This window comes from Niveispirillum fermenti (assembly GCF_048066175.1).
GTDB classification, from domain to species: Bacteria; Pseudomonadota; Alphaproteobacteria; order Azospirillales; family Azospirillaceae; genus Niveispirillum; species Niveispirillum fermenti.
The window spans coordinates 138316-151300 of record NZ_JBLTXA010000011.1 but is presented as its reverse complement, the minus strand read 5'-3'; the positions used below and the strand labels follow the sequence as shown (position 1 = coordinate 151300).

Here is a 12985-nt window from a genome sequence, read left to right as displayed (position 1 = left end):
TGACGCGCCACAAGGCGCGTAGCGGCAGTCGCCGCCCTACCAACTTGGCGATAGGTTCTATTCATCGCCAAGTCGGTGCAAGGCAATGAAAAACGCCGCAGGGGAGATGATCCCCTGCGGCGTTTCTTTTGGAACCGGGCGGCGGCGGTTGCCGGAAGGGAAGGACGGTCAGAACCGTACTGTGCCCGTCATCACCCATTGCCGCGGGGGCTGGGGATAATAGGCATAGGGGCCGTCATTATTGGCGGCGATGAGGTTCACCTTGCGGTCCAGCAGGTTGCGCCCCGTCAGTGTCAGGTCGACATCTTCCAGCCCCGTCCAGGTGACGGCACCGTTCAGCAGGGCATAGCCCCCGGCCCGACGGCTGTTGGCGCCATCATAGGCGTAATCGCCTGAAATATCGGCCCAGCCGCGCAGGATCAGGTTGGCCGGGGCGACGACCTGCACCAGTTCCACCCGGCCGGCATGGCGCGGCACGCCGGCCACGTCCTTGCCCGTGAAGTCGAAGGGCCGGTTGGTGTCTGGTTCCAGGAAGGCGTTTTCCGTCCAGACGGCGCGGGTATAGCCATAGGACAGGATCAGCGTCAGCCCCTCGTCCAGGGTGGCATTGGCGTCCAGTTCGATGCCACGCGACCGTTGCCGCCCGTTATTGATGGTACGCGCGCTGCCGCCGACGGGCAGCAATTGCAGAAGATCGCTGCGCCGGAGCTGGTAGGCCGTGACGCTCGCCGTGAAGCGCCCATCCGCGCTGCTGCCTTTCAGCCCGGCCTCGATATTACGGGCGATTTCGGGGTTCAGGCTGGTGTCGCGATTGCGGAAGGACCAGATCGGGCCGTAACCGGGGCTGAATCCCTCGCCATAGGTGGCATAGGCGGTCACATGATCCGTCATCCGCCACAGGGCCGAGGCCTTGGGGCTCAACCGGCTGTCGGTATCCTTGACGGTCGTTTCCGGGTCGGGGCCATAGCCGCTGCCCGACGGACCGTAATGCACGCGGCGCTGGAACCGGTCGAACCGCGCGCCGGCCGACAGGGCGACGCTACCCCAGTCCGCATCCACCTGTGCAAATCCGGCCTGGGTCCGGTTGCGGGCCCGGGCGTCCAGCAGCCGGTCGGACTGCCAGAGCCCGGTATCAACCGGGGCGCCTGTGGCGATGTCGCGCCGTTGCATGTAGAATCGCGGCCCGAAATCGAATTCACCTGTCCAGGTCTCGATATGGTGTGCCTTCACCTGTTCCGCACTGGCCCCGGCCAACAGGCGCCAGGCGTCATCAAGCCGGATGTCGACCTGCTGCTCGGCGAACCAGGTGTCGGTGCTGCCATCCACGCGGAACCCCGTGAAATCCACGGTGCCGGCCGCCGGATCGAACGGGTTGAAGAATCCCTGTCTGCCGGCGGTGTTGGCGTGGCGGGCATGCAGGCGGGTCGTGCCCGTCACGGCGTCCGACCATGCGCCGCTCAGCACGGCCGTCCCCGTCCACATGCGCTTGTCAAACCCGGCATCATCCTGGTTCCAGTTGGCCTTGCGCCCGCCAGGCAGGGGGATGGGAATGCCGTCGGCGTCGGTCGGCAATTCCCCGGCCAGACCCTGTTCGGTGTTCACATAGGTGCCGGTCAGGTTCAGCACCATGGTCTCGCCCATATCCAGGCGCTGCTTCACGAACAATGTCTGCTCGCGCCGGTCGGTCCGGTCGCGCCAGCCATCGGACCGCTGTGCCTGGGCCGATATCAGGATGGCGCCGGCATCGCCGGTGGGCCGCTGTACCATGGCGGCGGCATTCCACCAGCCATGCGACCCAATGCCCGCCTGCGCCTGGGACAGCGGTTCATCCATCACCGCGCGGGTGATGTAGTTGATGGTGCCGGCGATGGCACCCCGGCCATAAAGCGCGCTGGTCGGTCCGCGGACGACATCCACCTGCCCGACGACGCCGAAGGGCAGTTGTTCCATATCCACCTCGTCATCACCGGTGACGAAGGGAACGCCGTCCATCAGAATGGTGATCGTATCGTTATGGACGCGGTTGGGGACACCGCGGATGGTGATGTCGGTATAGGTGCCCTGGTCGTTGGTCTTCACGACAAGACCGGGCAACCCGCGCAGTTCCTCGCCGATGAAACGGGTGGCCCTGGCCTCGAAATCATCGCGGTCCACGCGGGACACGCTGGCCGGGGTATCGCGGATGGTGCCGGCCCGGCGCGACGCGGTGACGATGATCTCGTCCAATGCGGTCTGGCCGGCCGGGGAAGTTTCCACCGCCCAGCCCGTCCGGCTGGGGATCGACAGCGCCAGCAGGGCGGTCGCGGTGAACAGAATACGGGCGTGACGGGAGTGGGATGTGTTCATGGGTTGCGGAACCAATGTCTGGGGTTCGATCCGGGTTCCGCGCCTGAATTCACGAAATTGCCCGCCGGCGCAAGGAAAAGCCGGGGGCGGATGGCTGCATTGCGTGTGCCGGGCGTGCGCCGGGGGGACGGGCGGGATCAGTCCTCCTCCAGCTCGAACGGGTTCGACCCGTCGCGGGTTTCCACCTCGATCACCCAGAGATCGGGGTCGCGCCGCACATGGCGATCGACAAAATCCCGCGCTTCGCCTTCATCGATCATGGCACCGGCGGCACCGGGCACCCAGCCCAGCCGGCCATTGATGTCGCGGCCCTGGCTGAACATGCGGCACCCCTGGAAGGGAACGGTGACCTTCAGCAGCACCAGGCCGCTTTCCCGCTCCCCCTTGCGCAGTACATAGGCGGGCACACCAGCGGCGCTCAGCCGCCACAGGTGACCCTGCACGAACAGATGGGTGGGCAGACGTTCTTCCATGGGCCGGCACCTTCGTTCTTTCTCGACTTCAAACGCCTGTTCGATTTGAATGGGCGGCAGGAACCGACAACCAACACGAAGGACCGGCCGATGCAAGCCCCCGCATCCCCGCTTTTCACCCGCGCCCTGCTGACCAATGACGACGGGATCGATGCACCCGGCATGGCGGCCCTGGTGGAGGCGGTGACGCCGTTGGCCCGTGAGGTGTGGGTGGTGGCGCCCGAACACGACCAGTCGGGCGTTTCCCGTGCGCTCAGCCTGCATGCTCCGCTGCGTCTGCAGGAGCGGGGTTATCGCCGCTATGCCGTGTCGGGCACGCCCAGCGACTGCGTGGTCGTAGCACTGCGCCATGTATTGCGCGACCAGCCGCCCGATATCGTCTTCTCCGGCATCAACCGTGGCGCCAACATGGGGGAGGAGGTCGGCTATTCCGGCACGGTCAGCGCGGCCCTGATGGCGCGGCTGTGCGGTGTGCCGGCCTATGCCGTCAGCCAGGCCTGGCGCGACCGCCGCCACATCCGCTGGCACAACGCCATCACGCATCTGGCTGCCGTTGTCGAACGGTTCGGCACGGCACCGCAATCGGTGCTGAACGTGAATTTTCCCGATGTGGAGCCGGAGGAGGTGGCGGGCATCGCCGTGACGCGGCAGGCCGGGCCGGGCAGCATGGTGCTGGATGTGGACACGCGGGAGGATACGCGCGGCTTCCCCTATCACTGGCTGTCCATCCGCCGGCAGCCGGGGCAGGGCGGGGAGGGGAGCGATATCGATGCCCTGCGCCAGCGCCGGATCAGCGTCACGCCGCTGGGCTTCGACCTGACCGATCCGGTCGTGCTGTCGGCCCTGGCCGCAGGCGGCGTGGCCCCCGTCGCACCAGCGGCCGAACCGGCAGAGTCGCAATCCGGTCCCCATCTGCGTTAGGGTTCCGGCATCCCGCCCCACCGCCGGAACACAAACGCCCCATGCCCGCCGATCCCGGTTTCATCCATCTGCGCGTCCATTCCGCCTATTCGCTGGCCGAAGGGGCCATCAAGGTCAAGGAACTGGTGAAGCTGTGCCGCAAGCACGGCTATCCGGCCGTGGCCGTGACGGATACGGGCAACCTGTTCGGCTGCCTGGAATTCGCCATGGCCGCGTCGGACGAGGGGGTGCAACCCATCATCGGCTGTCAGGTCTGGGTCACGCCCTTCGGCCCCATGAAGAAGGTCGGGGGGCGTCTGCTGGGGCCGGGGGCGGACCAGCTCGTACTGCTGGTGCAGGATGAGCAGGGCTATCGCAACCTGATGCGGCTGGTCTCCGTCGCGTTCATGCAGACCGAGCCGGGCCTGCTGCCGCAGGTCTCGCTGGAGGATATGGAGGGGCTGACCGACGGCCTGATCTGCCTGACCGGCGGGGTCGGCGGCGGTCTGAACCGGTTGCTGCTGGACGGGCAGAAGAGCCATGCCCTGGATCTGCTGGAACGGCTCAAGGCCCTGTTCCCCGGCCGGCTCTATATCGAACTGATGCGCCATGTGGAAGGTCCCCTGGCGCAGGCGGAAGGACGGGTGGAGCCTGATCTGGTCGATATGGCCTATGCCCACGACATTCCGCTGGTGGCCACCAACGACGCCTATTATGCGACGGCGGACATGTACGAGGCGCACGACGTGCTGCTGTGCATCGCCGACGGCGCCTATGTGATGCAGGAGGAGCGCCGCCGCGTCTCCCCCCACCATTATTTCAAGTCGCCGCAGGAGATGCGGGAACTGTTTGCCGACCTGCCCGAGGCGGTGGACAACAGCGTCGTGATCGCCCGGCGCTGCGCCTACATGCCGCGCAAGGTGAACCCCATCCTGCCGCCGTTCGCCAGCGCCAACGGGCGGGAGGAACCGGACGAGCTGCGCGCCCAGGCCCATGACGGGCTGACCTACCGCCTGAACAGATATGTCTTCGCCAGCACCATGGCAGCGGACGAGAAGGAGAAGATCGAGAAGGAATACCGGGCGCGCCTGGATTTCGAGCTGGATACCATCATCAAGATGAAGTTCCCCGGCTATTTCCTGATCGTGTCGGACTTCATCAAATGGGCCAAGGACCAGGGTATCCCGGTGGGGCCCGGCCGTGGCTCGGGCGCTGGTTCCCTTGTCGCCTGGTCGTTGCTGATCACCGACCTTGACCCCATCCGCTATGGCCTGCTGTTCGAACGCTTCCTGAACCCCGAGCGCGTATCGATGCCCGACTTCGACATTGATTTCTGCCAGGACCGGCGGGAAGAGGTGATCAAGTATGTGCAGGGCAAGTACGGCATCGACAAGGTCGGGCAGATCATCACCTTCGGAAAGCTGCAGGCCCGCGCCGTTGTGCGCGACGTGGGGCGCACCTTGCAGATGCCCTATGGCCAGGTGGACCGTATCTGCAAGCTGATCCCCAACAACCCGGCCAATCCCGTCACCTTGCAGCAGGCCCTGGACGGGGAACCCCAGTTGCAGGAGATGAAGCGCAGCGACGAGACGGTCGACCGCCTCATTTCCATCGCCCTGCGCCTGGAAGGCCTTTACCGCCATGCCTCCACCCATGCGGCGGGCGTGGTGATCGGTGACCGGCCGCTGGACCAGCTTGTGCCCATGTACCGCGACCCGCGATCCGACATGCCGGTCACCCAGTTCAACATGAAATATGTGGAACTGGCGGGCCTGGTGAAGTTCGACTTCCTGGGCTTGAAGACGCTGACCGTGCTGAAGACGGCGGTGGACCATGTCCGCGACCTGGGCCCGGAACTGGATCTTCTGGACCTGGATATGGAGGACAAGAAGTCCTACGACATCCTGGGGCGGGCGGAAAGTTCCGGTGTCTTCCAGCTTGAAAGCTCGGGCATGCGCGACGTGCTGCGCCGCATGAAGCCGAACCGGATCGAGGATATCATCGCGCTGGTGTCGCTCTACCGTCCCGGCCCGATGGACAATATCCCGAAATACATCAAGGTGAAGTTCGGGCAGGAGGCGCCCGATTACATGCACCCGGCCCTTCAGCCCATCCTGGAGGAAACCTTCGGCATCATGGTCTACCAGGAACAGGTGATGCAGATCGCCCAGGTCCTGGCCGGCTATTCCCTGGGCGGTGCCGACTTGCTGCGCCGTGCGATGGGCAAGAAGATCAAGGAGGAGATGGAGAAGGAGCGGGCCAAGTTCATCACAGGCTCGGCTGCGACCCTGGCCGTACCGGAGGAACAGTCGGGCCTGATCTTCGATCAGGTGAACAAGTTCGCGGGCTATGGCTTCAACAAGTCGCACGCCGCCGCCTATGCCCTGGTCGCCTATCAGACGGCGTTCATGAAGGCCAATTATCCGGTTGAGTTCATGGCCGCGACCATGACCTACGACATGGGCAATACCGACAAGCTGAACCAGTTCCGCCAGGAGCTGGTCCGGCTGGGCATCCGCCTGCTGCCGCCCGACGTCAATGCCTCCGGCCCCCGATTCAAGGTGGAGACGCTGGCCGATGGCGGCCGTGCCGTGCGCTATGCGCTGGCCGCCGTGAAGGGTGTCGGCATGCAGGCCATGGACGCCGTGGTCCGGGAACGGGAGGCCAATGGGCCCTTCAAGGACGTGTTCGATTTCGCCCGCCGCGTCGATGGCACCGTGCTGAACAAGCGCCTTCTGGAAAAGCTGGTCTGTGCCGGTGCCTTCGACAGCCTGTCCCGCAACCGGCAGCAATTGTTCGCCGGTCTGGAAACCGTGGTCCGTTACGCCCAGGCGGAGGCGCAGCAGCGCGACAGCGGCATGGCCAGCCTGTTCGGCGCCACCGACGCGATGAAGCCGCCCGACCTGCCGAAGGTGCCGGACTGGGACCCGCTGGAACGGCTGCGGCACGAGTTCGAGGCCATCGGCTTCTACCTGTCGGCCCACCCGCTGGACAGTTTCGCACCCGCCATGACCCGCATGCGCGTCGTGAAATTCTCCGATCTGGCGCGACAGGCGCGTGACGCCAAGTCCAGCCGCTTCAAGATGGCGGGCATCGTGGTCGCCCGGCAGGAACGCACGGCCAAGAGCGGTAACCGCTTCGCCTTCGTGACCCTTTCCGACGCCTCCGGCGTCTATGAGGTGACGCTGTTCGCCGAAACCCTGGCCCAGAGCCGGGAGATGCTGGAAGCGGGCAAGGCCGTTCTGTTGAGCGTGGATGTGCAGCGCAATGGCGAGGAGATGCGCCTGACCTGCCATGGCGTGCTGTCGCTGGAGGATGAGGTCTCCAAGAGTGCTGCGGGACTGCGCATCCTTCTGGACGATGTGAACGCCCTGCCATCCATCAAGACCACCATCGGCCGGCTGCCCGCGGGCCGGGGAAAGGTGACCCTGGCCGTGGAACTGGACGCGCTGCGGGAGGTGGATATCACCCTGCCGGGCGGTGTGATGATCAATGCCGCCAGCCGCGGGGCCTTCAAATCCATTCCCGGCGTGGTCGAGGTTCAGGAACTCTAGACATGGCGGTATGGTCCCGGCCGGTGACGGCGGCGCCACCGGCCGGTCATGCCTATGCGGCCTTGCTGTCCAGGCTGGCGATGATGCCGGCCAGCTTTGCCCGCGCCCCGTCGATGGCGGCGGCGCGCGCTTCCGGACCAAAGCCGATCTTCTCCGCATGCACGAAGGTCACGTCGGTGATGCCGGTGAAACCGAAAAGCTGGCGCAGATAGGGTTCCTGGAAATCGATGGCCTGGGCCGGGCCCTCGCTGTAGAGGCCGCCGCGCGCCTCGATCACGATGGCGCGCTTGCCGTCCAGCAGACCCTTCGGCCCCGCCTCGGTATAGCTGAAGGTCAGGCCGGCGCGCAGCACATGGTCGAACCAGGAACGCAGGACCGTGGGGACGCTGAAATTATACATGGGCACGCCCATCAGGATGATGTCGGCTGCCTTCAATTCGGCCACCAGCGTGTCGGACAATGTGCGGGTGGCCTTTTCCGTTTCCGTCACGGGTTCTCCGCGCACACCGGCCAGATTGGCCGTGGTGACGTGCGGGACCGGGGATGCGCCCAGATCGCGATGGATGATGCGCGCGCCGGGATGGGCTGCCAGCAGATCCCGCAGCGCGTCCTTCACCAGCAGGCCCGAAACGGAACTGTCACCGTTGGCTGAGCTTTCAATCACCAGGATGGTGGTCATTTTTCCAACCCCAAAAGTGGAAGATCACATGGGGTGGAAGGTGGCGCGGCAGCCATGGTCCCGGTAGAGGGATTGTCAGCGAAAGACTGTTGAGGAAAACGGGACAATGCTGCCGGGGCGCTCCTATGGCCCAATGGCATTGTATGTCCGGCGGCCGGGCGGCATCATGGCCCTTATATACCAAGTTGCGGTGAATTGAACTTACCGCAACTTAAAAGGAATGACAGGCGGGGTGGAGAGGATGGCAGAGCCGTGTGATCTGGATGCCGTGTCGCTGCTGGACGCCTATCGCCGCGGCGCCTTGTCGCCGGTGGAAGTGATGGCCAGCGTCCTGGACCGGATGGAACGGGCCGAACCCCTGCTGGCCGCGACCTGGGCCGCGACATCTGAGGATGCGATGGCGGAAGCCGGGGCGTCGGCGGCGCGCTGGCGGGCCGGCCGGCCCTGCGGCGTCCTGGACGGCGTGCCCGTGACGCTGAAGGAACTGATCGCGACGCGCGGCCTTCCCAAGCCCATGGGCACGGCCGCGGCGGACATGTCCCCGCAGCCGGCCGACGCGCCGCCCACCGCGCGGCTGCGGGAGGCGGGCGCCATCATCTTCGCCCGCACCACGGTGCCCGATTACGGCATGCTGTCGTCCGGTCTGTCCAGTTTCCACCGCCTGTCGCGCAACCCCTGGGATGTCACCCGCACGCCGGGCGGGTCCAGCGCGGGGGCGGGCAGCGCGGCGGCGGCCGGCTATGGGCCGCTGCATGTCGGAACCGATATCGGTGGATCGATCCGGCTGCCGGCGGGCTGGTGCGGCATATTCGGGCTGAAGCCCAGCAATGGCCGCATCCCCATCGATCCGCCCTATTATGGCCGGGTGGCCGGCCCCATGACGCGCACCGTGGCCGACGCGGCCTTGCTGATGGCGGTGCTGTCACAGCCGGACGGGCGGGACCACATGTCCCTGCCACCGGCCGATCTTCCCTGGCATGATCTGGATATCGATCTGCGCGGCCTGCGCATCGGGCTGATGCGGGATGCCGGCTGCGGTCTGGCGGTCGACCCGGCCGTGATGGAGGCCGTGACCGCCGCGGCTTCCGCCCTGGCCGACCAGGGCGCCATCGTGACGGAGGTGGGGCCTGTCATCACGCGCGACATGCTGGACGGGCTGGACCGGTTCTGGCGCACCCGTTTCCTGGCGGAAATGGAGGCGTTGCCGCCCGCACGGCAGGCGCTGATCCTGCCCTATATCCGCGCATGGGTGGGTGCTGCGCGGGATTACGGGCCGCTGGACGTCTATCACGGCATGGACCAGATGATGCGGATGAAGCTGGCGGCGCGTGATCTCTTCGGCGGGCTGGATTTCATCCTGTCGCCCACATCTCCCGTGCCGGCCTTTCCGGCAGAATGGGCCAGCCCGGTCAACGACCCGGCACGCCCTTTCGAGCATATCGCCTTCACCGTGGCCTGGAACATGTCGGAACATCCGGCCGCCTCCATCAATTGCGGCTATACTGCCGATGGGCTGCCCATCGGATTGCAGATCATCGGCCGGCGGTTCGATGATGTCGGGGTGCTGCGCCTCTCCCGCTTCTACGAGGCGGTGCGTCCCGCCGCCCGGCCCTGGCCCACACCCTGGCTGTAATGCCAGTTCCCGGTGAATACACCTTATCGGGACTTGGCCCGGCGGCGACTGCCGCAAGGGGACCCGGCTGACGGCCCCTCCTGATCGGTCGGCGCATCCTTGGGAGCGGGCCGGTTCCGCCCGGCGGAACGTCCAGCGGCATTGCCGCGTTACCCATCTGCCCGGCCTGCATCGTGTCTCACCCAGCCCCGGGTGGTTCCCTGGTTGATTTGTGGAGTTGTGGATGCCTCGCACGAAAGATGGTGAGGAGCAGTTGAACCAGGCGTTCGATCGGCTGGAGGAGGAATTGCCCTCGCCGGCGGCGCGCTTCCTGGAATGGCTGCGCAATCCCAAGGTTCGCTACATCCGTCTGTTCATCGGCTTTCTGCTGATCCTGGCCAGCTTCTTCTGGTTCTTGCCGGTCATCGGTCTGGAGTTGCTGCCTATCGGTCTTTTAATCATCGCCATAGACGTGCCGTTCCTGCAAAAGCCGATCGCATCTTTTGTGATGTGGGGGCTGCGGAAATGGGCGGCGCTGCGCGCCTGGTGGCGCCGGCGCAGGCGGAAGGGACGCTGAACCGGTGCGCCGCTTCCGTCCCGATACCGGTCAGCGCCGGTCGATGCGTACCAGCTTGCCCTCCGGTCCCGGCGCCTCGATCAGGGCATAAAGCCGGCCGTCGGGGCCTGTGGCCACGTCGCGGGTGCGGGGCAGCTCATCGACCAGCAGCCGTTCGGCCGCCACCACCGTCTCACCCTCCACATCCAGCCGCGCGATACCGCCGGCCAGCAGCCCGACGATCAGGTCCCCGCGCCAGAAGGGCAGGGCGCCGCCTTCGTAGAAGGTCATGCCGGCCAGGGCCAGCGACGGGGTGAAATACAGTTCCGGCTGGGCCATCCCCGTCTTTCCCGTCCCTTCGCCGATCTTCAGCCCCAGACCATAGGTGCGGCCATAGGTGATGACGGGCCAGCCGTAATTCACGCCGGGACGGATGATGTTGATCTCGTCCCCGCCCTGCGGCCCATGCTCGCTCTCCCAGATCAGGCCCGTGCCGGGCTGTACGGCCAATCCCTGCGGATTGCGGTTGCCATAACTGAACACCTCCGGCAGCGCGTCGGGCCGGCCCGCGAAAGGGTTGCCGGCCGGCACCGTGCCGTCACGGTTCAAGCGGAAGACCTTGCCCGCCGCATCCATCAGGTCCTGCGCCCGGTCCTGCTGGCCGCGTTCCCCGATGCTGAAATAGATGTGGCCATCCTTGTCGAACACGAAGCGGCTGCCGAAATGCAGGCCGCTATCCACCAGCGCCCCCCGATACAGCACCTTCATGTCCTTGAAGGCGGTGCCGTCATCGGTGAAGCGGGCGATGATCGTGCGATAACCCTTGCGCTGGTCGCGCGGCTTGGCATCGGCCCCGCCCTCCGCCTTCTCCACGAAGGACAGATAGACGTGCCGGTTTTCCGCATAGTCGGGGTCCAGCGCGATATCCAGCAGGCCGCCCTGTCGGTGTTCCTCGATGCGGGGCAGGCCGGCGATGGGGTCCGGCAGCAGCCTGCCATCCTTGATGATGCGGACCTGCCCCGTCCGCTCGGTCACCAGCATGCGGCCATCGGGCATGAAGGCGATGGCCCAGGGCGTATCCAGCCCTTCGGCGATCACGGTGACCTTCACGTCGTGCCGGGCCTTGGGGGCCGGATAGGTGGTGAATTCCTTCGGCGCGGCCATGGCGGTCGTGCTGGCCAGAAGGGTCAGGGCGGCGGCCAGGGCGGCGGAGCGCAGGGACATTGGCGGGCTTCTCCAGCAATCTTTCAGGGGTCGCCCCCAAGATGGGGGCGATGGCAACCGTTGCCAATCCCTTTCAAGGATATGAGACCGATCAGGGGTGGCCGGATCAGGGGCCGTCAGGCACGGGCGGGTCAGGGCTCGCCCTGGAAAATGCCGACCATGGGGGTGCCGCCCGCCACCTGCCGGGCGCGATACATGCCGGAGGTGTTGAAGGACCAGGCGACCTGACCGTCCGGTGTGACGGCGACGACACCGCCATCACCGCCCAGCGCCGTCAGGCGCGTGCCGACCACTTCGTCGGCGGCCTGTTGCAGGGACAGACCCTTCAAGGCGACCAGATCGCATATGGCGCGGGCCACGCCCAGACGGATGAAATATTCACCCGTGCCCGTGGCCGACACCGCGCAGGAAAGGTTGTTGGCATAGGTTCCGGCCCCGATGATCGGCACATCACCGACGCGGCCCCACAGCTTGGCCGTGGTGCCGCCCGTGGAGGTGCCGGCCGCGACATGGCCAGCGCGGTCCAGCACCACCACGCCCACCGTTCCGAATTTTCGATCGTCGAATGCCGGCGCGGCAGCGGTCGAAGCCGGCTCCGGTCCCACGCCCGCCGGGCGGGATGGCAGCGGCAGGCCCCTGTCGGCCAGCGTCTTCTTCAAGGATTGCCAGCGGCGCTCGGTGAAGAACCAGGCCGGATCGGCCTGTTCGACGCCCGCCTGCCGGCCGAACCGTTCCGCGCCGGCGCCGATCAGCATGACATGCGGACTTTTTTCCATGACGGCGCGGGCCAGGGTGATGGGGTTGCGCGTACCCGTGATGCCCGCCACGGCCCCGGCCTTCAGCGTGGCACCATCCATGATGGCGGCGTCCAGTTCGTTCCGGCCATCGGCCGTGAAGACGGCGCCGCGGCCGGCGTTGAACAGCGGATCATCCTCCAGCCCGCGTATCACGGCTTCCACCGCGTCGAGCGCACCGCCGCCCCGGTCCAGCACCGCGCTGCCCCTTTCCAAGGCGGCGTGCAGTGCGGCGCGGTAGGCCGCCTCCGTCTCCGGTCCCATGGTTTCCCGATCCATTACGCCGGCGCCGCCATGGATGGCCAGCGCCCAGGCGGGGCGGTCAGGTCCGGCCGTCCCCTGTTTCGCCTGGGTACAGCCTGTCAGGCTCAACCCCAGCAGCAGGACGGCGAGATGAACGGGCCAGCGGACGGGACGTTTCATGCCTTGCCTTCTCCCCTTGCACGGCACCGGCATGGATACCGGCCCATACCGGAACTGATAGCAATCCCGATCCGGTCGTGCCAGGGGAGAAGGAGGACATCAATCCTGCGGCACGCCCTGGGTTTCAGTCCTTATCAGGGGCTGTTCCTCATCGGTCGTGATGTCGCGGCCCCGTCGGTCGATCGGCGGCTGCGTTTCCTCGCGTCCTTGAAAAAGGCGGCCGGGTTTGGTCTTGAGGCCGGGCGGTGCCGTGGCCGCGTCCTCGGCCTTTGCGTCACGCAATGCCTCCAGGGCGCACTCCTCGCGCGCCTGTTCCAGGCATTCGTTCAGCACGCCTGGCTGGCGGCCCTTCATCTCCCACAATTCGAAGGCGCGGTCCCGCACCCGGCTTTCGTCGGTCATGGTTTCCCTCCTTTCGTGCATG

At 66.3% G+C, this 12985-nt stretch carries 10 protein-coding genes; 4 read left to right on the top strand and 6 right to left on the bottom strand.

What is annotated here, in order from left to right; translation table 11 throughout:
• Positions 1-168: 168 nt before the first annotated feature.
• Together ACM9LZ_RS13655 and ACM9LZ_RS13650 are read right to left on the bottom strand one after the other, a co-directional pair.
• On the bottom strand, positions 169-2346 hold the full coding sequence (locus tag ACM9LZ_RS13655) for a TonB-dependent siderophore receptor (RefSeq protein WP_416620029.1): 2178 nt from the start codon (positions 2344-2346) through the stop codon (positions 169-171).
• 137 nt (positions 2347-2483) lie between these two features.
• Entirely contained in the window at positions 2484-2819 is a 336-nt protein-coding gene (locus ACM9LZ_RS13650; protein WP_416620028.1) for a DUF1491 family protein, read from the bottom strand.
• Between the two features lie 90 nt (positions 2820-2909).
• Between ACM9LZ_RS13650 and surE the strand changes: the two genes are divergently transcribed.
• Entirely contained in the window at positions 2910-3740 is an 831-nt protein-coding gene (surE, locus tag ACM9LZ_RS13645; protein ID WP_416620027.1) for a 5'/3'-nucleotidase SurE, read from the top strand.
• Positions 3741-3781: 41 nt separating this feature from the next.
• The gene (gene dnaE, locus ACM9LZ_RS13640) at positions 3782-7273 is read left to right on the top strand and encodes a DNA polymerase III subunit alpha (protein ID WP_416620026.1); all 3492 of its coding nucleotides are present in this window, start codon (positions 3782-3784) and stop codon (positions 7271-7273) included.
• A 52-nt stretch (positions 7274-7325) separates the two neighbouring features.
• Here the strand turns inward: dnaE and ACM9LZ_RS13635 are convergent, their stop codons facing one another.
• The gene (locus ACM9LZ_RS13635; protein ID WP_416620025.1) at positions 7326-7952 is read right to left on the bottom strand and encodes an FMN-dependent NADH-azoreductase; all 627 of its coding nucleotides are present in this window, start codon (positions 7950-7952) and stop codon (positions 7326-7328) included.
• A 241-nt stretch (positions 7953-8193) separates the two neighbouring features.
• Here ACM9LZ_RS13635 and ACM9LZ_RS13630 point away from each other — a divergent pair, with 241 nt between their 5' ends.
• Both ACM9LZ_RS13630 and ACM9LZ_RS13625 read left to right on the top strand, forming a co-directional pair.
• The gene (locus tag ACM9LZ_RS13630) at positions 8194-9585 is read left to right on the top strand and encodes an amidase (RefSeq protein ID WP_416620024.1); all 1392 of its coding nucleotides are present in this window, start codon (positions 8194-8196) and stop codon (positions 9583-9585) included.
• 253 nt (positions 9586-9838) lie between these two features.
• Positions 9839-10141, top strand: coding sequence for a hypothetical protein (locus ACM9LZ_RS13625; protein ID WP_416620023.1), 303 nt, complete (start codon positions 9839-9841; stop codon positions 10139-10141).
• Between the two features lie 30 nt (positions 10142-10171).
• On the opposite strand, the gene ACM9LZ_RS13620 is transcribed toward ACM9LZ_RS13625, so the two are convergent.
• From ACM9LZ_RS13620 to ACM9LZ_RS13610, 3 genes are all read right to left on the bottom strand, one after another.
• A complete protein-coding gene (locus tag ACM9LZ_RS13620) occupies positions 10172-11344 on the bottom strand; it encodes a PQQ-dependent sugar dehydrogenase (protein ID WP_416620022.1) in 1173 nt (390 codons plus the stop codon).
• A 131-nt stretch (positions 11345-11475) separates the two neighbouring features.
• Entirely contained in the window at positions 11476-12561 is a 1086-nt protein-coding gene (locus ACM9LZ_RS13615; protein ID WP_416620021.1) for an isoaspartyl peptidase/L-asparaginase family protein, read from the bottom strand.
• Between the two features lie 99 nt (positions 12562-12660).
• Positions 12661-12963 carry a hypothetical protein gene (locus ACM9LZ_RS13610; protein ID WP_416620020.1) on the bottom strand — a complete coding sequence of 101 codons (303 nt, stop codon included), beginning with the start codon at positions 12961-12963 and terminating at the stop codon, positions 12661-12663.
• Positions 12964-12985: the final 22 nt, after the last annotated feature.